Source organism: Pseudomonas sp. Pse1 (assembly GCF_024519635.1).
GTDB lineage: Bacteria > Pseudomonadota > Gammaproteobacteria > Pseudomonadales > Pseudomonadaceae > Aquipseudomonas.
The window spans coordinates 273,818-294,343 of sequence record NZ_JALJRO010000007.1; the positions used below are offsets into that span (position 1 = coordinate 273,818).

Here is a 20,526-nt window from a genome sequence, read left to right on the forward strand (position 1 = left end):
TCAGGGGAAGAACTCCCCGGGTGTGGCGCCCAGTTGCTGCCGAAAGGCGGCGATAAAGGCCGAGGTCGAGTCGTAGCCGCAGGCCAGGGCCACATCGGTGACGCGCTCGCCCTGTTCCAGCGGGGTCAGCGCGCCCAACAGGCGCAAACGCTGGCGCCAGGCGCGGAAGGTCAGGCCGGTGTCGCGCACAAACAGGCGACTGAGGGTTTTCTCGGCCACGGCGAATTTCTCGCTCCACTGCGCCAGCGTGGTCTGTTGTTCCGGGTGTGCTTGCAGGCTCTGGTAAATCTGCCGCAGGCGACTGTCCTGGGGCAGCGGCAGCATCAGGTCGATGGGCGGCGCTTCGGCCAGTTGATCGAGCAGCACCTGCACTAACCGCCCGTGGGCGCCGTCCTGCTGATATTCCACCGGCAACTGACTGAAGCTGCGGATCAGTTCGCGCAGCAGATCACTGACCCCCAGCACATGGCAACGCGGTGGCGCCCAGGCGGTGACGCTGCAATCCAGATACAGGCTGCGCATTTCGGTGCGCGCCGAGCTGAACACCCGATGCGGCACGCCGGCTGGAATCCACACCGCGCGCTGGGGCGGGGCGACGAAGCGGCCGACGCTGGTCTGCACCTCAAGAACGCCCTGAATCGCGTAGGACAGCTGTACCCAGGGATGGCTGTGACGGCGGGTCAAGGCCCGATTGGGCAGCGATTCGGTGCGCCCGTAGACCGGTCGCGGCAGGCTCGGCAGCCCCGGCACGCTGCGGCGGTAGCTTTTTTCCTGTCCTTTAGGCGGCATCGGCTGGCTCTTTGGCGTTAGTCGGTCATCGACAGGCACGTTAGAGTCAACCCCATGTACTTGCAACCCCCGGATAAATCCCCATGACCCGTCCCCGTTTCCTCCCCGATAACTTCACCCTGACCCTGATCGGCGTGGTGCTCCTCGCCAGCTTTCTGCCCGCCAGCGGCCAGGTCGCGGTCGGTTTTGGCTGGCTGACCAACATCGCCATTGCCCTGCTGTTTTTCCTCCACGGCGCCAAATTGTCCCGCGAGTCGATCATCGCCGGTGCCGGTCACTGGCGCCTGCACCTGTTGGTGTTCGGCCTGACCTTCGTGCTGTTCCCGGTGCTTGGCCTGGCCCTCAAGCCATTGCTTTCGCCGCTGATCGGCACTGACCTGTACATGGGCATGCTCTACCTGTGCGCGCTGCCTGCCACCGTGCAATCGGCGATTGCGTTTACCTCCCTGGCCCGGGGCAATATCCCGGCGGCCATCTGCAGTGCGGCGGCCTCCAGCCTGTTCGGCATCTTCCTCACGCCGTTGCTGGTGACTTTGCTGCTGGACGTGCACGGCGACGGCGGTTCGACCCTCGATGCAATCCTGAAAATCAGCGTGCAACTGCTACTGCCATTCATCGCCGGGCAGATCGCTCGACGCTGGATCGGCGCCTGGGTGGGCCGCAACAAGAACTGGCTGCGTTTTGTCGATCAGGGCTCGATTCTGCTGGTGGTCTACGGCGCGTTCAGCGAGGCGGTGATCGAGGGCATCTGGCACAAGATCCCAGTGCTCGATCTGCTGGGACTGGTGGTGGTGTGCTGCATCGTCCTGGCGCTGGTGCTGGTGGCCGCGACCTTGTTGGGCAAGGCCTTCGGTTTCAATCAGGAAGACCGCATCACCATTTTGTTCTGCGGCTCGAAGAAAAGCCTGGCCACCGGCGTGCCAATGGCCCAGGTGTTGTTCGCCGGCAGCACCATCGGCGTGCTGATCCTGCCGTTGATGCTGTTCCACCAGATTCAGTTGATGGTCTGTGCGGTGCTGGCCCAGCGTTACGCCAAACGCCCGGAGTCGGTCAGCGAACTGATGGGCCGGGTTGACCCTTGAGAACGTGCGCCCCGTAGGGTGCGCCGTCTGATCAGGCCCGGCGCAATTGCGCGCCGGCTTTGTGCGGTTGCAGCAGGGCGAAGAGGTTTTTCGGGTCCTGCAACTCCGGCACCAGCTCGATCTCGCTGCCGATGTCCAGGGCCTTGGCCACGTCCAGCACGTAGCGCAGTGCCGAGTAGTCTTCCAGAGCGAAACCCACCGAGTCGAACAGGGTCACTTGCCCGGGGTTCTGGCGGCCCTGCACCTGGCCGTTGACCACCTGCCAGAACTCGGTCACCGGCGAGTCGGCCGGCATGTGCTGGATTTCCCCTTCGACACGGCTTTGCGGTTCGTATTCGACGATCACCCGGGCACGCTCGACGATCTCGCGATGCAGCTCGGTCTTGCCCGGGCAGTCGCCGCCCACGGCATTCAGGTGCATGCCTGGCTCGATCATGTCCGGGGTGAGGATGGTGGCGTAGGTCTTGTCGGCGGTCACCGTGGTGACGATATCGGCGCCGCGCACCGCGTCGGCGACGCTGGTGGCAATGCTCACCTTGAGGGCCGGGAAGGCGTTGAGGTTGGCCGCCAGTTTGGCGCTCGCCGCCGGGTCGATGTCATACAGGCTCAACTCAGTGATGCCCAGCAGGGTATGGAAGGCCAGGGCCTGGAATTCGCTCTGCGAGCCGTTGCCGATCAGCGCCATGCGTCGGCTCTCGGGGCGTGCCAGGTAGCGCGCGGCGAGGGCCGAAGTGGCGGCAGTGCGGATCGCCGTGGTCAGGGTCATTTCGCTGAGCAGCACCGGCTTGCCGGTGCCTACGTCACCCAGGGCGCCAAAGGCCATGACCGTGAGCATGCCGTGATGCGTGTTCTTCGGATGGCCGTTGACGTACTTGAAGGCGTACAGCGTCGCGTCCGAGACCGGCATCAATTCGATCACGCCGTCTGGCGAATGGTTGGCCAGGCGCGCACATTTCTCGAAGTCTTCCCAGCGCAGGTAGTCCTGGCGAATGTACTCGGCCATTTCGCTCAGGCAGGTGGCCAGGCCTTTCTCCTGGACCAGGCGGCTCAGGTCTTGGACATCAACATAACGGGTCATGGGCGTACCTTTTTATTGGCAGTTGAGGGTAGGGCGCAAGGTGTGCTGATGGCTCTATTGTCGGCGTTTACGACCGTCCATCTCGGCCATTGCGTGGCCCTTGCGCAGCCGCGGCGGTCGAAATTGACAGCGCCACAGCCGATTCGGCTGGGGCGTTTTGAAAGCGTCAAGACTGTCGTAAAAACGACCTGTTTACCCTAATTGCGCAAGCCTCACACTTTTCTGTTGAACGACTGTTCAGTCTCAATTATGTTGTTCCGACCTTCTTCCCGGCTGGTTGCGGGCTTGCGTTTCTTCATCTTGAACGAGGCACTGGCATGCGGTTTTCACCCTTCGTTGAGCGAATCCGTGGTCAGGGTGTGACTGCCCGGCAACTCCATCCTCCGACGCACGATGACGCTGGTGGTGAATCTCGGGCAACTAATCTGCTGCACGTGGCGGGGCCGCAGAATGCGCTGCTCGCCACCGCACTTTGCCTGCTCACGGCCGGCGACGAAGTGCTGGCCCTCGATCCCATGCCCTTGCAACATCAGGCCGTTCTCCAGGCCAGCGGCGCGACGTTGGTGCGGGTAGCGTGTAGCGCTGAGGAATTTTCAACGTTCGACGCCACGCTGTTGGCCAAGGCCATTTCCCCGCGCAGCCGGGCGATTGTCCTGGCCAATCGGCAGCCCAACAGCGGCGTTCTGTTTAACCCTGAGACGTTGCAAGCCATCGCCGACCTGGCCATCGCCCATGACCTGTGGGTGGTGCTTGACGTCGGCGATGCAGGTCAGATAAGCGACGGCGAGCCCCAGGGACTGGCAGCGCTGCCGGGCATGGCCGAGCGCTGCGTGGTGATCGGCAGTCAGGGCCTGAACGGTGGGCGAATGGGTTGGCTGGTCGCTGATCCGGCGCTGTTGGCCCATGCCGAACAGGTGTTGCTGAGTCTGGGCCACGAACTGCCGGTTGTGCGGTTCGATGAGCCGCCGAAACCGGCCACGCCTCGGATCAGTGTCGAGCCGCCCGCATCGAGCCGGACCATGATCGAGGTCGATGGCCTGCATAAAAAATTCGGCAATATCGAAGTGCTCAAGGGCGTCTCGCTGACTGCTCGCGAAGGTGAGGTGATCTCACTGATCGGCGCCAGCGGTTCGGGCAAGAGCACCTTGCTGCGCTGCATCAACATGCTCGAAGTGCCCGACCAGGGGCGGGTCCTGGTAGACGGCGAAAGCATTCGTCTCAACCACACTCGCCCTGGCGCGCCGTTGGTGTCCGACACCAAGCAGCTTGTTCGCATAAGATCCAGCCTCGGCATGGTGTTCCAGAACTTCAATCTCTGGCCCCATCGCACGGTACTGGAAAACCTCATCGAAGCGCCGACTCAGGTCCTGCGTGAAAGCCGGGCCGAGGCCACCGAACGGGCCGAAGCACTGCTCGAACGTGTCGGCCTGGCGGCCAAGCGCAACGAGTACCCGGCGTTTCTCTCCGGGGGCCAACAGCAACGGGTGGCGATCGCCCGGGCCCTGGCCATGCGGCCCAAGGTCATGCTGTTCGATGAACCCACCTCGGCACTCGACCCGGAACTGGTCGGCGAAGTGCTGCGGGTGATCCGCTCGCTCGCTGAAGAAGGCCGGACCATGATCCTGGTGACCCATGAAATGGCCTTCGCTCGCGATGTCTCATCCAAGGTCGCGTTCCTGCACCAGGGGCTGATCGAGGAAACCGGCTCGCCGGACGAAGTGTTCGTACACCCACGCAGTGAGCGTTGCCGACAGTTCGTCAATGCTCATCAGACTCGCTGACCAACAATAAAAAACACGGGGCAACATCATGGGAAATCGACGTTTGGCAAACTGGATGACAGGCGTGGCCTGCGTATTGCTGGCCGGCATGAGCGCGGCGCAAGCCCAGCCGATCAGGTTCGCGGTAGCTGCGGAACCTTATCCGCCGTACACCGAGAAGCAGGCCAACGGTGAGTGGAAGGGCTTCGAGGTGGACCTGATCCACAAGCTCTGTACGCAGATGAAAGCCGAGTGCGAGATCAAGGAAGTGGCCTGGGACGGGATCATTCCGTCGCTGCTGGCGAAGAAGATCGACGTGATTTTCTCCTCAATGTCGGTGACCGCCGAACGCGAGAAACAGATCGCTTTCAGCAAGGCCTATTACGACTCGGCGATTGCCGTGGTTGGGCCCAAGGGGACGACCGTGAGCAAGTACCCGGATGACCTCAAGGGCAAGGTCATCGGCGTGCAGAACTCCACCGTCAGTGCCAGCTACCTGAAGGCTTATTACGAAAAAATCGCCGACGTGAAGTACTACGACACCCAGGACTCGGCCAATGCCGACCTGATCGCCGGGCGCATCGACCTGATGATGGCCGACGGCACGGCCATGACCGAGTTCGTCAAAACCCCTGACGCGCAGAACCTCGCGTTCCTCAGCACTGTGCCCTATGACCCGATCTTCGGCAAAGGCGTCGGCGCGGGGCTGCGCAAGGACGACACCGAACTCAAGGCGCAGCTCGACCAGGCGATCGAGACCCTGCTGGCGAGCAAGGACTATGACGATCTGTCGCAGCGGTATTTCGGGATCAATGTGAAGCCGGCGTTTTGAGTGCGACTCGGCTTGGGCTTCTGTAGGCGCGAGCTTGCTCGCGAAAAACGCCAACGACAACGCGCTATGTCTGTTTAGCTGCGGTGTCCTGGCGTCCATCGCGAGCTCGCTCCTACACAATGATTGAGCTGTGCTGAGAGGGAGTCGGTAATGCCGGCAATGTTCGAGTTAATCGGCTTCGGCGATCAAGGCTGGGGTGGTGCGTTGTTGCGGGGGCTGTGGATGACCCTGCAGATATCGGCCGGGGCCTTTGTGGTCGGTATGTTGATTGGCCTGGTGGTGGCTTGTCTCAAGCTCGGTGCGCCGAAGCCGATTGCGGCGCTGATGCGCACCTACACCACGCTGTTCCGCGCCGTACCGGAATTGCTGTTGATCCTGCTGCTGTACTACGTCGGCTCGATGCTGCTCAACGCGCTGCTCGCCCATCTGGGTCAGCCGCCACTGGACCTCGGCGGACCGCTGGCGGCAATCCTGGTATTGGGTTTGGTACAAGGCGCCTACGCCTCGGAGATTTTTCGCGCGGCGATTCAGGCCATTCCTTTTGGTCAGATCGAGGCGGGCAAGGCTTTCGGCCTTCATGGTTTTGCCCTGTTCCGCCGCGTCACGCTGCCGATCATGGCGCCGTACGCGCTGGCCGGCATGGCCAACCTGTGGATCAACCTGATCAAGGACAGCGCCCTGATCAGCGTGGTCGGCACCAATGAATTGCTGTACACCGCCAAACAGGGCGCGGGTTCGACCCGGCATTACCTGCTGTTCTACCTCACGGCTGCCGCGCTGTACTACGCGGTGACGCTGCTGTCCAACTACCTGTCGGGACGGCTTGAGCGACGGATTCGTCGCTGGATGCCTTTGGCTGAGTGAATGCAATGATTCCAGCATGGATTGTCGAATACGCGGCCTTGTTGGGCCGAGGCCTGCAAACCACCGTTAGCCTGCTGTTGATTTCCAGCGTGATCGGTTTCGCCCTGGCGGTGCTGGTGGCGCTGGCGCGGATCTCGAAAAACCGCGTGATCGCCAAGGCCAGTCTGTTCTACACCAGCCTGTGGCGGGGCACGCCGTTGCTGATCCAGATCTACATCTTCTATTACGGCCTGGGCAGCCTGTTCGCCCAGTTCCCGCTGATTCGCGGCAGCCTGTTCTGGCCCTATTTGCGCGACGGCTACTGGTACATCGTGTTCGCCCTGGTGCTGTCGGTGGGCGCCTATGTTGGCGAAGTGATCCGTGGTGGTCTGTTGGCCGTGCCCAAAGGCGAGATGGAAGCCGCCTCGGCCTTCGGCATGACGGCCCGCCAGTCCCTGCTGCGGGTGCGCTTGCCACGGGCGATGCGCTTGCTGTTGCCGACTCTGGCCGGCGAGAGCGTGATGCTGCTCAAGTCCACCGCGCTGGCCTCGACCATCGCCGTGATCGACCTGCTCGGCGCCGCTAACGTGGTGCGTGCGCAGACCCTGCAAGTCTACGAACCGCTGCTGCTGGTGGCCGGAGTCTATGTCTGCCTGACGTTCCTGATCGAAGCGTTGTTCGCCTTTGCCGAACGCCGCGGCACCCCGCTGCGCAGGTCAGTCTGATGACCGTGTCGCGGGTCGACCGCTCGCTGCAAGGCATTGGCCTGTGCACCCTGGGCTACGCGTTCCTCGCCCTGCAGGATGCCGCGATCAAGTGGCTGGTGGCCGATTATTCGGTGGTCAGCATTCTGTTCTGGCGCAGCCTGGTGGTGGTTGTCGCCTGCCTGCTGGTGGGTCGCAGTCAGTTGGTCCGGCGGGCCTGGCGCTCGCCGAGCCGACGCTTGCTGGTGGTACGCGGGCTGCTGTCGATTGTCGCCTGGCTGCTGTACTACACCGCCGCCCGCGACCTGACCCTGGCAGAGATGACCACCCTGTATTTCTCGGCGCCGATCATGGTCACGGTGCTGGCGGCGTTGATCCTCAAGGAGCGCGCCAGCGGCTGGCAGTGGTTCAGCCTGATCATCGGCTTTGTCGGGGTGATAATCGCTTGCCGACCCAGCGACATCACTAACCCGTTGCCCATCGTCCTGACCCTGTTGGCGGCGATGTGCTGGGCGTTTACTTATATCCAGTTGCGCCAGGTCGATGAGCAGACTTCGGTACTGGAACAAATGCTGATCACCAACGTGGTGTTTGTGCTGTGCATGCTGCTGGCGCTGCCCTGGACCCACACCCCGGCGCCGACCCCAGCCTGGCTGGGCATGCTGGCCGCCGGGCTGGTGGGCGGGATTGGTCAGTTCCTGCTGTTCGCCAGCTTTCAGCGGGCCACCGCGACCCTGCTGGCGCCCTTCGAGTACACCGGGCTGATCTGGGCGTTCGCCCTGTCGAGCCTGGTCTGGGGCACGCTGATGGACACTTCGCTGATCATCGGCGCCGGGCTGATTGCGGTCAGCGGCACCCTGGCAATGATCTTCGGTCGTCACGCCGAGCAGGATGTGGTGGGCGCCGAGTGCTCGGTGTCGCAACCGCTGTATCCGCCGCAGGGTGGCGATGGGGGCGTGGAGGCCGAGGCCGTGGAGCCACGTTCGCGAGGCTGATAACGATGACTTGAATGGGGAGACGGGCGGATGGCACGGGATATTTCCTTCAATGTGCGCAACAACAATGGCGACCCGCTGCGGGTCGGTGCCTGGCGCTTCGACGGCAGCGGCGAGGGGCCGACCGTGCACCTGCAGGCCGGGGTGCATGCCGATGAAATCGCCGGGATGCTGGTCCTGCATCTGCTGATGCCCAAGCTGCAACAGGCACAGGATGCGCGGCGGCTCAAGGGTTCGGTGACCCTGGTGCCCCAGGCCAATCCCCTGGGCATCGGGCAGTTTCGCCAGGGGCGTATCCTCGGCCGTTTTCATGACGCCACCGGGCACAACTTCAACCGTGGTTTCGATCAGTCGGCGGCGTCGGAGGGGCCTGGCAGTGTGATCCAGCACTGGCAGAAAAGCCTGGTGCAATTGGCCGCCAGCGCCGACATCGTGCTCGACCTCCACACCGATGACGAAGCCTTGCCCTATCTCTACGTGCACCGCAGCTTCTGGCCCCGCGGGCGTGAACTGGCCGCGACGATGCGCATGGACGTGGCGATTATCTGGGACGAAGGGGGTGACGGTTCCTTCGAGGAAACCGTGATTGCCCCCTGGCTGCGTGCGGGGGTCAATTCGCGGCAGATGGCGGCCACCCTGGAGCTGCGCGGCCAGGGCGATGTCAGCGACCGTTATGCCGAACAGGACGCCAATGGCCTGTACGCCTGGCTCTGTGCCTGTGGGGTGATCGATGAGGCGCAGGTTGCCGCTGACTGGCCGGTGCAGGTGCTGGAAATGGGTCAGATGGAAACCATCCTCGCGCCGCAGCCTGGCGTGTTGGTGTTTGAAAGAGAGTTGGGGGATTTTGTCGAAGAGGGGCAGCGCTTTGCGCGAATCCTGCAGCGCCCCGGTGATCCCTCATCGGAGGTGGCGCTGTATGCCGAGCAGGCCGGGCGCCTGGTCACCCGCTACCGCGATCGATTGATCGCCCAGGGCATGGCGGTGGCGAAATTCACCGGCAGCCGGGTGTCGCGCAATTGGCGGGGTGGGTTGCTGGATCCGAATTAGCGGTAGGCGGTGTGTCTGGTGTACCGAGGTGATTGCATCGCTAGCAGGCTAGCTCCCACAGGGATTTGCAGTGACCACAGATACTGTGATCGACAACAGATCCTGTAGGAGCCAGCCTGCTGGCGATGAAATTGATGCGGTGTGGCTAACCCGTCACAGCCCGGCGCTTTGCTCGGCTTCGGTCTTTGGCTTGCCGTAGTGCCATTCGTAGACCACAAACTTGAAGTCCTTGAGGTCGCCTTTTTCGTCGAAGCTCAGGTCGCCGGTGGGGGTCTTGAAGGTGCCGTTGTGGATCGCTTCGGCGACTTTCTCCGGGTCTTCACTCTTGGCCGCGACGATCGCTCCGGCAATCACGTCCACCGCCGAATAGGTCGGCAGGACGAACGGACCGCTGGGGTTTTCCTGTTTGGCGGTAAAGGCGGCCACGAGCGCCTGGTTGGCCGGATCCTGGTCGAACGACTTGGGCAAGGTCACCAGCATGCCTTCGGCGGCATCCTTGGCGATCTGCGAGATCGAGTCGTTGCCCACACCTTCGGGGCCCATGAAGCGCGCGCTCAGGCCCTTTTCCTTGGCCTGGCGCAACAGCAGGCCCATTTCCGGGTGGTAGCCGCCGAAGTAGACGAAGTCGACATTGGCCTGCTTGAGCTTGGTCAGGATCGACGAGTAGTCGCGCTCGCCGACGTTGATGCCTTCAAACATCGCGACCTTGATGCCCTCCTTGCCAAGGATCTCGCGCACCGAGCTGGCGATGCCTTCGCCGTACTGCTGTTTGTCGTGCAGCACCGCGACATTCGCCGGTTTCAGGCCGACGATGTAGCGTGCTGCCGCCGGGCCCTGGGCGTTGTCCAGGCCGATGGTGCGAAAGATCATCTTGTAGCCGCGCGCGGTCAGTTCCGGGCTGGTGGCGGCTGGGGTGATCATCACGATGCCTTCGTCTTCATAGATGTCCGAGGCCGGTTGGGTGGAGCTGGAGCACAGGTGCCCGACCACGTATTTGATGCCGTCGTTGACCACTTTGTTGGCCACCGCTACGGCCTGCTTGGGGTCGCAGGCATCGTCGTATTCCACAGCCACCAGTAGCTTGCCGTCGACACCGCCCTTGGCGTTGATCTGCTCAATGGCCATGCGCGCGCCGCTGAACTGCATGTCGCCGTACTGTGCCACCGGCCCGGTTTTCGGGCCGGCGATGCCAATTTTGATGGTGTCGGCGGCCAGCACCTGGCAGGACAGCCCGGCAAGGATCATTGCGCCGAACAGTTGGCTGGTCTTGTTGTTGATGCGACTCATGGGGTTCCACTCCTGTGGGTAATGACTCATGAAGGTGTTGCGGATTTTTCAGCGATTCCACGGCGCATGTGGCGCAGGATCGGGGCGGTAGCGGCGGTTCGCCTCGGCGAGTATCTGCGGGTCGAGGCCATCGTGGTCCACCAGGCTTTTCAGCCCGGCGAGGACGATGCTGTGCCGGTCGACCTCGAAGAACTGCCGCAGCGCCTGGCGGTTGTCACTGCGCCCAAAGCCGTCGGTGCCGAGCACGGTGTAGGGTGCCGCCAGGTACTGGGCGATCAGTTGCGGCCAGGCGCGGATGTAGTCGCTGGCGGCGATGATGGGTTGCTTGCCCGCGAGGTATTTGTCCAGTTGCCCGCTGCGTTGCTCGTGGGCGTCCAGGCGGTTGTCGCGCTCGATCTCGCGGGCTTCACGGGCCAGCTCGCTGAAACTGGTGGCGCTGAACACTTCACTGGCGATGCTCCAGTCCTCGGCCAGCAACGCGCTGGCAGCAATCACCTCACGCAGGATGGTCCCGGAGCCCAGCAGGCGCAGGCGGATTGGCGCGCTTTCGCCGCTGCGCGAATAGCGATAGAGGCCGCGCAGGACATCGGCGTGGTGCACCGGATCAAGGCTCGGCTGCGGGTAGTTTTCGTTCATCACTGCGACGTAATGGAACTCGTCGCATTGCTCCTCCAGCAGGCGCCGCGCGGCGTGGTCGAGGATCACTGCCAGTTCGCCGGCAAAGCACGGATCCCAGGCCCGGCAGTTGGGCACCATCGAGGCCATCACCAGGCTCGAGCCGTCCTGGTGCTGCAAGCCTTCGCCGCCCAGGGTCGTGCGTCCGGCCGTGGCGCCCAGCAGAATGCCCCGCGAACGCTGGTCGGCGGCAGCCCAGATCAGGTCGCCGACGCGCTGGAAGCCGAACATCGAATAGTAGATATAGACCGGCAGCATCGGCTCGCCATGTACCGAGTACGAAGTCGCCGCAGCCACCCAGGAAGACAGTGCGCCGGCCTCGGTGATGCCTTCCTCCAGCAGTTGGCCGCTGCGCGACTCGCGATAGGAGAGGATCGAGCCGCTGTCCTCCGGTTCGTACAACTGACCGTGGGGCGAGTAGATGCCGATCTGCCGGAACAGGCTGGCCATGCCGAAGGTCCGCGCTTCGTCGGCGACAATGGGTACGACCCTTGGCCCCAGTTGTGGCGCCTTGAGCCAGGCATTGAGGATGCGCACCGCGGCCATGGTGGTGGACATTTCTTTGTTCTCGGCCTGCAGCGCAAAGCCGCCGGACTGCTCCAGCGCCGGCACAGGGATCACCGGCGCGGTACTTTTGCGCGCCGGCAGCGGTCCGCCCAGGGCCTGGCGGCGCGCGCGCAGGTAGCGCATTTCCGCGCTGTCTTCCGGCGGCCGGTAGAAGCGCAGTTGTTCCACATCCTGGTCCGACAGCGGCAGCTTGAAGCGGTCGCGAAAGGTCAGCAGGGCAGCGACATCGAGCTTCTTCGCCTGGTGCGCGGTCATCCGCGACTCACCGGCAGCGCCGATGCCGAAGCCTTTTTTGGTCTTGGCCAGGATCACCGTCGGCCGGCCCTTGCAGGCTTTGGCGGCAGCGAAGGCGGCGTAGAGTTTCCTGAAGTCATGGCCGCCACGTTTCAGGCCGTTGATCTCCTCGACGCTCATGTGCTCCACCAGGCGTCGCACATGCGGGTCCTTCTGGAAAAAATGTTCGAGGTTGTAGGCGCCGTCATGGGCACCGAGGGTCTGGTACTCACCGTCCGGGGTCGCGGCCAGGCGCCGGAGCAGGACGTTGTCGATGTCGCGGGCGAACAGCCCATCCCACTCCGAACCCCACAGCACCTTGATCACATTCCAGCCGGCACCGGCGAACAGCGCTTCCAGTTCCTGGATGATTTGTCCGTTGCCCCGCACCGGGCCATCGAGGCGTTGCAGGTTGCAGTTGACGATAAACGTCAGGTTGTCCAGTTGCTCGCGGGCCGCCAAGGACAGTCCGGCGATGGACTCCGGCTCGTCCATCTCGCCATCGCCAAACACCCCCCAGACATGCCGGCCCTCGGTTTGCGCCAGGCCACGGTGCTGCAGGTAACGCATGAAGCGCGCCTGATACACCGCGCTGATCGGGCCGATGCCCATGGAGCCGGTGGGGAACTGCCAGAAGTCCGGCATCAGCCACGGGTGCGGGTAGGAGCACAGGCCGGGGCCGTTGATTTCCTGGCGGTAGTTGGCCAGTTGCGCCTCGCTCAGACGTCCTTCCAAGTAGGCCCGGGCATACACCCCGGGGGCCGAATGGGGCTGGAAAAACACCAGGTCGGCATTGCGTTGGCCGCTGTCGCCATCGCCGCGGAAAAAGTGCTGGAAGCCGACTTCGAAAATCTCCGCCGCCGAGGCGTAACTGGCGATATGGCCACCCAGTTCGCCGTAGGCGTGGTTGGCGCGCACCACCATGGCCAGGGCATTCCAGCGCAACAGGCCAGTGATGCGCTCCTCCAGTTGCAGGTCGCCGGGGTAGGTACCCTGTTGCTCCAGCGACAGCGTGTTGCGGTACGCGGAAAACGCTTGGGCGTCGCGGTGGATGCCGTGCTCGCTGGCGTATTCTTCCAGGCGTTTGAGCAGGTAACGGGCGCGCTCCGGGCCGCAGGCGGCGAGGGTCGAGGCGAGGGCGTCGAGCCACTCGCGGGTCTCTTCGGGGTCCTGGTCCTGGGGCGCGCCCGGGCCGTTGTTGATCGCATTGGGTGTGGTCATGCGCAGGCATCCAGGGCTTGGGTGACGTCGGCCAGCAGGTCGGCGATGTCCTCCAGACCCACCGACAGGCGCACCAGACCTTCGGAGATGCCGTGTTCCGCGCGCTGCTCCGGGGTGTAGGTGGAGTGGGTCATGCTCGCCGGGTGTTGCGCCAGGGATTCGGCGTCGCCAAGGCTGACCGCCCGGCTGAACAAGTGGAGTGCGTTCATGAATTGCCGGCCGGTGGCCAGGCCGCCTTTGAGCTCAAAGGCGATCATCCCGCCGGGCAGCTTCATTTGCCGCGCCGCCAGTTCGTACTGGGCGAAGGAGGGCAGGCCGGGATAGGTGACCCAGGCCACCGCCGGATGGGCTTGCAGGTATTCGGCGATGACCTGGGCGTTGCTGCAATGACGCTCCATGCGCAGCGCCAGGGTTTTGAGCCCGCGCATCAGCAAAAACGCGTCTTGCGGCGACATCACCGCGCCGGTCAGGTCCTTGAGCCCTTGCAGGCGAATACGAGTGGCCAGGACCTGGGAGGTGACGACGATGCCGGCGGTGATATCGCCGTGGCCGCTGAGGTATTTGGTGGCCGAGTGCACCACCAGATCGGCACCCAGCTCTAGCGGGCGTTGCAGGTAAGGCGTGCAGTAAGTGTTGTCGACCACCAGGGTCACGTCCGGATGGTGGCGGCTGATTGCGGCCACAGCGGCGATGTCCACCAGTTGCATGGTCGGGTTGGCCGGGGTTTCGCAGTAGATCATCCGCGTGGCCGGGGTGATCGCATCGCGCAACGCGGCGAGGTTGGACAGGTCGACGTGGCGCACCTTGACCCCGAACTCGGCGATGCCGTGATGCAGCAGGGCGAAGGTGCAGCCGTACAACGTGCGGTCGACGATCACTTCGTCGCCGGGCCGCAGCAGGGTCCAGAAAGTCGCGGAAATCGCCCCCATCCCGGAACTGAAAGCCACCGCCGCTTCGCCGTTTTCCAGGGTCGCCATGCGCGATTCCAGAAGGGCCAGGGTCGGGTTGGAGATGCGTGTATAGAAGTGCCCGCTTTCTTCACCGGCAAAACAGCCGGCGCCGTATTCGGCGGTGGCGAAGGTGAAGGTCGAGGTCTGGTAGATCGGCGGGATCAACGCGCCGTGGTGGTCCTGCGGGTTGTAACCGTGATGGATGGCACGAGTCGAAAATCCTAGTTCATTGTTTTTATTGTTCATGCTGAACGCTCCCTGATTTCCTACAATGCTATGCTCAAATTCAACGCGATAAATTCCAAATATCCTGCGAATTAAACGCCTATTTGGCATGAATCTTCAGAACAACAAGAATTAGAGGCAAAACATGCCCAATGCTTTGGACCGAACCGACAAAGCCCTGCTCAACGCCCTGCAAGGCAACGCCCGCCTGACTGTCGCCGAACTGGCCGACCAGGTCGCACTGACCACGTCGCCGTGCTGGCGGCGGGTGAAAATCCTCGAGGAAAGCGGGGTGATCACCGGTTATCAGGCAATCCTCTCGCCCAAGGCCCTGGGCTACGGCGTCACGGCTTTTGTCAGCGTGATGATGGAATCCCACAACCAGGAAATGGCCCGCACCTTCGAACAGCGGCTGCTGGAAATCCCCGAGATCGTCGCCTGCCACAACGTCTCCGGACGCTACGACTTTTTGCTCGAAGTGGTGGCCAAGGACCTGGAATCCTTCGGCGAATTCGCCCGCGAAGTCCTGCAAACCCTGCCGGCGGTGAAGGAAATCTACTCGAGCTTTTCCTTCAAGTCGGTCAAGCCGTCGCGGGTGATTCCGGTACTCGGCTGAGCTAGCGCTTGCACTGCGCCAACACTACCTTGCAAGTGTTCGGCGTGCCCCCGGAGCGCCCGGCATAACGGATGCAGTTGTTCATCGACTTGCTGCGCGCCACCCCCAGACTCGATCCCCAGGCCAGCCCACCTTCGCCGACCGTGGGCACGGCCTTGGCGTAGCAGTTGGACGCGGAGGCGTATTGGGTTGACGGTTTTTTGCTGGAACAGCCGGCGCTGAACGCCAGGCTGAGGGCCAGCAGGATGAGCCATGACGAGGGGGCGCGCGTGTTCATCCCGGTAGGCCTGTGGCGGTGGGGTGGGTCGGATTATCGACTGTGTGAGCATGGAGCGGGGTTAAGGCCGACTGACGGTTATCGACTTGATTTCTTCCGCAAGCGCTACTCGTTCTTTAGCTGCCGCGAACCAATTTTAAGAAACCTCCTACTTTGCGCGTTGATTCTTCTTATTTCCTTCCGTATCGCCTTCATGAAAGCCTCCTGGCGCTCGATCTTGGGTGGGATAAGTCCTCCCCGAGTACCTTGAAAAGTCCAGGAGGGATGCATCTTGCTCACAGTACCGCCAGATTATTCAGTCACACCCAGCGCTATCACGGCCTCGATCCGCAACGCAAACAGCGGTCTTCCGAGTAGTCGTGGAGCCTGACTCATGAGCCAGCCTGAATTGCCCGTCGCTACACTGCGCTGCAGCAGGAAAGATCCTGTCGCCGTTGTCTGTCATCAATCCGCGCAGTGCTACTTCCGCCCGGACACGGAAGAGTTGATCTTCATTGATGACGACCACGCCGGCAAGTTTGAACTTCATTGGCAGGAAATGAATGCGCGCATGGACGCCTTTCATCGTGCCAACGCCAACTATTCCACCGCGCTGGAACGTTATGCCGGTGCCGCGTCGAAGGCAGCACTGCCTCCCGGTGAAACAGAAAAGCGCCAGATGGCGCTCACCGAGGCTGAGCAAGCGCTGGAAAAAAGCCGCGCTGCGATCAAGAAAGAACTCGGCGATTTTTCCCTGGACTCGATGAGTTACGACGAGGTGATCGAACTGATCCCGGTCGTACAGGGAAAGGGTGGCCGCAACGGCAAATCGAAACCCTATGCCTACGTCAAGAAAGGCTACTTCAGCCAGACCCAGGCCGGCCGGAAACTGCATAACGTTTCCCTGAAAGGCAAGGACAAACGCTCGGCGCAAGCCAGCATCTACAGCAAGGATAAAAACGGAAAAACCGTTATATCGAGCAGCACACTGGCTGAACAGTTGACGGCCCTGGAGTGGCCGAAGATCAAACTGGAATTGCGCGACGTACTCAAGTGGGCCGGCTCGGATTTCGATCTGGATAAACTGAAAAGCGATTTCGTGCTGTTCGATTGGGCCGAGAGTTGGAACCACAGCCAGTTCATCGGCACCAAAGAGCTGACCGACAGTCTCGACCTGAGCCGTGGCGCGCAGTTCATGCGCTTTGCCTCCAATGTCGGTGCCAGTGGCGAGTTTGACGTTGCCAAGGGCACCGCCGCATTCAAGGGCGAAGCCAATGCAGCGCTGACAGTGGCCTCGGGTAAGGTCAGTTACACCGCCTACGTCCCCGACCGCCTGGGTTGGGCCTTGCGCTACACCGACGACCGCGGCAATGACTTCAACATGGGCCTGCTGCGCCTGTGCCTGACCCCCGAATTGACCGGCTTCGTCGGCGCCTCGGTGCAGATTGAAGGCCAGCTACAGATCGCCCGCAGCGGCGACCAGCAAGTGCTGATGGGCCAACCCGGCGGACGCCTGCCGCGTTTCCACGAACGAAAAACCAGGGGCGTGGCGTTTCATCAACAAATGGCCGCCGAAGACGAAGGCCTCAGCGTCACCGCCCAAGCCTTCGCCGGCGCCCGTGTCGAAGGCAGCCTCAAGGGCAGCTTGCAATGGCTGAAACCCACCCCACCACGCGACCTCAATCCCAACGTCGCCGGCCTGTTGCAATCGACCGGCAAATACACCGACTTCTGCACCATCGGCAGCAGCATCGCCGGCCTGGCGGGCGCGGGTGCCGGCGGCAAGTTCTATTGCACCTTTATCAACGGCAAGTTCTGCTTCCACGTCGCCGCCAGTTTGTGCTGGGGCGTCGGGGCGAAGGGCGGGGTTATTTGTGAGGTGGGGACTAATACAATTGCGGAGTTTGGGGCCTGGTTGATTTATCAGTTGTATCGGTTGGATTTTGGGTTTTTTGATTTGGTGGATGTAGAAGCTTTTAAAGCTTATAGCCAGTATTGTGTAATGCAGATGGCGAGTATGAGTGAGGACTTATATGAGTTGTATGGTCGAAAAAAGAGTGGTTTTACGTCGATTGCCACTGAGTATAAAAGTTTTATGGAGGATATTTTAGGTGAAAGCACTAAGGGGATGGAAGCGTCTAAGCGAAGGAATCACCTCGCCAGGCATGTAAATTCTGGTCCTGAAAGATTGCTGAGGTATACCCCGGAGTCTAAAGGGATGTTGCTTTACCTACTAACTCGTCACGGTGTCTGGGATCATCTGGATTATGAGAATCATGGAGATGGCTTTGTTCTTGACATTTACAGTGAGCGGAAAGAATCCGTAATTTGGGTGCTTAAGAGTATTCAGACGGTCTCAGAGTGGCGCAAAGTCATGTGTAGAATGACTCGGGATGGAAGGGTTCTGGCCGGTAAAGATGGTGAGCGTGTAGCGGTTGTGGAGAGTGAGAGGCATTTGGAGAGGTTTCTTCAAGAGGGGATCAGTCGCGATGATGATATGTACAAAGCTAAGGCTGAGCTTGTCGCGATTTACCAAGGTTTAAAAAGCGAAATAGCTTGGGGTTATGCGCTTGCCATGAATGATACAGCCTATTACCAGCTAAACTCTGCATCTAATTTTTATTATCCGGATCGTTGCAGCTTTGGGCCCTGTAAGGATCAATTAGTTGATTATGTTTAAAGGTGTTTAATGGGTATGAGTTTGACTCGAGTAATCGCCAGTATTGTTTGTTTTTTATTGTTGGTAGGGTGTGAGGGCGCGTCGGAGACGAAGGGCAGTCTAGCCCGAAACGAGAGTAATCAAGCGCTGATGCAATATATTGATGACTTGAAGATTGATCTGGTTTTTGTCGAGGGAGGTGATTTTCTAATGGGGGATTTTGGCGCAGACTATGGTCCTGAGAATTTACCTTATGACGCTGACAAGGACAGTAAGCCCCTGCACAAGGTGAGATTGGATAATTATTCTATTCAAAAAATAAAAGTCACCAATCAGGCTTATCAGTTTTATCTGAAGTTCAATGGTTTGAAGTTAAGGGTTGTTGATGCAGGTAATCAAAAAGATTGGAGTGATATGAATAGTGCGCCGAGAACGCCAGCGCATATGGATTGGTTTGAGGCGGAAAGGTATTGTGGGTGGCTAGCGGTAGTGAGTGGCCTCCCGTTCGCTCTGCCGACGGAGGCTCAATGGGAATATGCGGCGCGAAGTCGTGGTCGATTTTTGATGGTGTCTACCGATGATGGGACTTATAGGGTCGCCCATGAGCGAGTTCAGGGGGAATACGGCCTGAGAGGGCTAAATATATCTTCGACATGGAATCGTCGCGCATTTGCGGATGAAATGAATTGGGCGACTGAAGGACTTACTCCATTGCCAGTAGATTACTTTCAGCCTAATTCTTTGGGTTTGTACTCAATGTCAGATAATGGTTTGGAGTGGGTTAGTGATTGGTATGATGAGGACTACTATAATTATTCTCCTGTAAATAATCCGCAAGGGCCGAGTGTGGCTGTTACCAAGGACTACTTTGGGCGCGGCACTAAGGTCGTTCGTGGCCAGGCGTTTGCTGATCCTGCGTGGGGCGGTGGAGTGAATGTTTACAGAACTTCGGCGGAGCCGCATGGCTATATAAATGAAGATGATTTTGTGGTTTTAGGGGATAAAACTGTACGTTGTGTAGTTAATAGCTCCGTGCCGGTGAATTGATCGATTTGCAACTATTTATGGTGTGGGGTGAGCGAGTTTGGCCGTTGTTTACGAAGGCGCTGACTGATGGATATCCAATCACGTTGTAAATTCACTCAGTTCGGTGCTCGAAGATCTCGTGGCCTGCAACTCTTGAGATTGGGTGCCTTTGAGGTTGGTGTCATAGACCCAGACATCTTCTGAGTGGAATAAGGTCATGTGCAGAATGTCTGCTGATGGGCAGAATCTGGCCAAAGGTAAAGACGAAGCACTTGTGGTTGATGAGCAAGAACAGCACTTGATAAGGTTTCTTCAGGAGGGACTAAATCGCGATCAGGATATGCATGATGCAAAAAAACAGCTTGTGGCTATATATGGGAATTTGAAGAGTGAAGTGGCTTGGGGGTATGCGTTGGCGATGAATGATACGTTTTACTATCGCCTGAACAGTGCGCAAAATCCCAGTTATCCTGCGCGTTGTGAATTCGGGCCATGTGATGAAAGCTCGATTCAGCCTGCTTGAGATGGAGTTTATATGAATGTCGAAAGAGCAATTATAGGTTTGTTTTGTGTGTTTGGGTTAGTGGGGTGTGGTGATTCATCAGGGAAGGTTGATGAAGCAAGTCGAGCATTGAAAGAGCCCGATCTTGCGGATTTTGTTGATCATCTAAAAAGCAATTTGGTGTTCGTAGAGGGGGGTGAATTTCTGATGGGCGACTATGGCCTGGAGCACGCCCCTGAACGACTGCCGTACGATGCGGATCAAGATAGTAAGCCGCTTCATGTGGTTGAGTTGACCAGTTACTCTATGGATAAATTCAAAATCACTAATTATGCGTATCAACTTTATTTGAAGCACAACGGATTGCGATTGCGCCAAGATGCAGCAGGTGTGAATTTCGAAAGATTCAGTATGCCTCCAACTCTACCCGCAAATATGGATTGGCACGAAGCAGATCAATACTGCAAATGGCTAGCGAATATCAGTGGTTTGCCCTTCGCGTTACCCTCGGAGGCGCAGTGGGAGTACGCCGCCCGTAGTCGCGGTCAGTTCTTGATGGTCGCGACGGACGATGGAACTTATAGAGTGGCCCGCGAGCGAGTGGCGGGGGAACATGGTCTAAGAGGTGTCAATATATCCTCAACCTGGAATCGGCGCGCTTTTGCTGAAGAACTGGGATGGAATACTGAAGGTGTCACACCGTTACCGGTAGATCAGTTTCCGCCTAACCCGCTGGGATTGTATTCAATGTCTGATAATGGTCTCGAGTGGGTTATTGACTGGTATGATCCCGATTATTATAAGTACTCGCCATTGAAGGATCCCCAAGGGCCTGACGGACCAGTATTCAAAGACTATTTGGGGCGCGATACAAAGGTTGTACGTGGTCAGGCGAGTGCAAATCCGGCTTGGGGAGGTGGGGTTAATGTACACAGAAGCTTTGCTGAACCCCATGGTCTGATGTTTGATAATGAGTTTTCTTACTTAAGTTCAAAGACGGCGCGCTGTGTTGTCAATCATCCTGATCCGGTGCGTTGAACTGTTTGCGGGGCACTGAGGGATGGATATCCAATCACGTTGTAAATTCACTCAGTTCGGTGCTCGAAGATCTCGTGGCCTGCAACTCTTGAGATTGGGTG

General features: G+C 60.0%; 18 protein-coding genes and 1 pseudogene. 13 read left to right on the plus strand and 6 right to left on the minus strand.

Annotated elements, in window-relative coordinates:
• The gene (locus NR126_RS13460) at positions 1 to 789 is read right to left on the minus strand and encodes a helix-turn-helix transcriptional regulator (RefSeq protein WP_027618113.1); all 789 of its coding nucleotides are present in this window, start codon (positions 787 to 789) and stop codon (positions 1 to 3) included.
• An 83-nt stretch (positions 790 to 872) separates the two neighbouring features.
• On the opposite strand from NR126_RS13460, the gene NR126_RS13465 reads away from it, so the two are divergent.
• Positions 873 to 1,871, plus strand: a complete 999-nt coding sequence (locus NR126_RS13465; RefSeq protein WP_256830419.1) for a bile acid:sodium symporter family protein — start codon at positions 873 to 875, stop codon at positions 1,869 to 1,871.
• Between the two features lie 31 nt (positions 1,872 to 1,902).
• Here NR126_RS13465 and NR126_RS13470 read toward each other — a convergent pair whose 3' ends face one another.
• Positions 1,903 to 2,949 carry an ornithine cyclodeaminase gene (locus tag NR126_RS13470; RefSeq protein WP_105755366.1) on the minus strand — a complete coding sequence of 349 codons (1,047 nt, stop codon included), beginning with the start codon at positions 2,947 to 2,949 and terminating at the stop codon, positions 1,903 to 1,905.
• 317 nt (positions 2,950 to 3,266) lie between these two features.
• Between NR126_RS13470 and NR126_RS28990 the strand changes: the two are divergent.
• The 7 genes and pseudogenes from NR126_RS28990 to NR126_RS13505 all read left to right on the plus strand — a co-directional run.
• Positions 3,267 to 3,854: pseudogene (locus tag NR126_RS28990) on the plus strand (aminotransferase class I/II-fold pyridoxal phosphate-dependent enzyme); the annotation flags it as partial.
• 114 nt (positions 3,855 to 3,968) lie between these two features.
• The gene (locus NR126_RS28995; protein ID WP_256830436.1) at positions 3,969 to 4,730 is read left to right on the plus strand and encodes an ATP-binding cassette domain-containing protein; all 762 of its coding nucleotides are present in this window, start codon (positions 3,969 to 3,971) and stop codon (positions 4,728 to 4,730) included.
• Positions 4,731 to 4,758: 28 nt separating this feature from the next.
• Positions 4,759 to 5,541, plus strand: a complete 783-nt coding sequence (locus tag NR126_RS13485; RefSeq protein ID WP_027618117.1) for a transporter substrate-binding domain-containing protein — start codon at positions 4,759 to 4,761, stop codon at positions 5,539 to 5,541.
• 150 nt (positions 5,542 to 5,691) lie between these two features.
• On the plus strand, positions 5,692 to 6,405 hold the full coding sequence (locus tag NR126_RS13490) for an ABC transporter permease (protein ID WP_256830420.1): 714 nt from the start codon (positions 5,692 to 5,694) through the stop codon (positions 6,403 to 6,405).
• 5 nt (positions 6,406 to 6,410) lie between these two features.
• On the plus strand, positions 6,411 to 7,109 hold the full coding sequence (locus tag NR126_RS13495; protein WP_105755364.1) for an ABC transporter permease: 699 nt from the start codon (positions 6,411 to 6,413) through the stop codon (positions 7,107 to 7,109).
• Complete coding sequence (locus NR126_RS13500; protein WP_256830421.1) at positions 7,109 to 8,083, plus strand: DMT family transporter; 975 nt, start codon at positions 7,109 to 7,111, stop codon at positions 8,081 to 8,083. The genes NR126_RS13495 and NR126_RS13500 overlap by 1 nt, the downstream gene beginning before the upstream one ends.
• Positions 8,084 to 8,113: 30 nt before the next feature.
• Positions 8,114 to 9,130 (plus strand): succinylglutamate desuccinylase/aspartoacylase family protein, encoded by a 1,017-nt coding sequence (locus NR126_RS13505; protein ID WP_256830423.1) that lies wholly within the window; start codon positions 8,114 to 8,116, stop codon positions 9,128 to 9,130.
• Between the two features lie 153 nt (positions 9,131 to 9,283).
• Here NR126_RS13505 and NR126_RS13510 read toward each other — a convergent pair whose 3' ends face one another.
• Genes NR126_RS13510 through NR126_RS13520 form a run of 3 tightly spaced genes read right to left on the minus strand, consistent with a single transcriptional unit; the run spans position 9,284 to position 14,349 of the window.
• A complete protein-coding gene (locus NR126_RS13510) occupies positions 9,284 to 10,417 on the minus strand; it encodes a branched-chain amino acid ABC transporter substrate-binding protein (RefSeq protein ID WP_027618122.1) in 1,134 nt (377 codons plus the stop codon).
• Positions 10,418 to 10,465: 48 nt separating this feature from the next.
• A complete protein-coding gene (mdeB, locus tag NR126_RS13515; protein WP_256830424.1) occupies positions 10,466 to 13,153 on the minus strand; it encodes an alpha-ketoglutarate dehydrogenase in 2,688 nt (895 codons plus the stop codon).
• Positions 13,150 to 14,349, minus strand: a complete 1,200-nt coding sequence (locus NR126_RS13520; protein ID WP_256830425.1) for a methionine gamma-lyase — start codon at positions 14,347 to 14,349, stop codon at positions 13,150 to 13,152. The genes mdeB and NR126_RS13520 overlap by 4 nt, the downstream gene beginning before the upstream one ends.
• A 124-nt stretch (positions 14,350 to 14,473) precedes the next feature.
• Between NR126_RS13520 and NR126_RS13525 the strand changes: the two genes are divergently transcribed.
• Positions 14,474 to 14,944, plus strand: coding sequence for an Lrp/AsnC family transcriptional regulator (locus tag NR126_RS13525; protein ID WP_027618125.1), 471 nt, complete (start codon positions 14,474 to 14,476; stop codon positions 14,942 to 14,944).
• A 1-nt stretch (position 14,945) separates the two neighbouring features.
• Here the strand turns inward: NR126_RS13525 and NR126_RS13530 are convergent, their stop codons facing one another.
• On the minus strand, positions 14,946 to 15,221 hold the full coding sequence (locus tag NR126_RS13530) for a hypothetical protein (RefSeq protein ID WP_027618126.1): 276 nt from the start codon (positions 15,219 to 15,221) through the stop codon (positions 14,946 to 14,948).
• 373 nt (positions 15,222 to 15,594) lie between these two features.
• Between NR126_RS13530 and NR126_RS13535 the strand changes: the two genes are divergently transcribed.
• The 4 genes from NR126_RS13535 (at position 15,595) to NR126_RS13550 (ending at position 20,425) form a co-directional block, all read left to right on the plus strand.
• Positions 15,595 to 17,880 carry a hypothetical protein gene (locus NR126_RS13535; protein WP_256830426.1) on the plus strand — a complete coding sequence of 762 codons (2,286 nt, stop codon included), beginning with the start codon at positions 15,595 to 15,597 and terminating at the stop codon, positions 17,878 to 17,880.
• A 15-nt stretch (positions 17,881 to 17,895) separates the two neighbouring features.
• Positions 17,896 to 18,906, plus strand: coding sequence for an SUMF1/EgtB/PvdO family nonheme iron enzyme (locus NR126_RS13540; RefSeq protein ID WP_256830427.1), 1,011 nt, complete (start codon positions 17,896 to 17,898; stop codon positions 18,904 to 18,906).
• A 205-nt stretch (positions 18,907 to 19,111) separates the two neighbouring features.
• Positions 19,112 to 19,408: a hypothetical protein gene (locus NR126_RS13545; protein ID WP_256830429.1), complete on the plus strand. Its 297-nt coding sequence runs from the start codon at positions 19,112 to 19,114 to the stop codon at positions 19,406 to 19,408.
• A gap of 12 nt (positions 19,409 to 19,420) precedes the next feature.
• A complete protein-coding gene (locus NR126_RS13550; RefSeq protein WP_256830430.1) occupies positions 19,421 to 20,425 on the plus strand; it encodes an SUMF1/EgtB/PvdO family nonheme iron enzyme in 1,005 nt (334 codons plus the stop codon).
• Positions 20,426 to 20,526 lie beyond the last annotated feature (101 nt).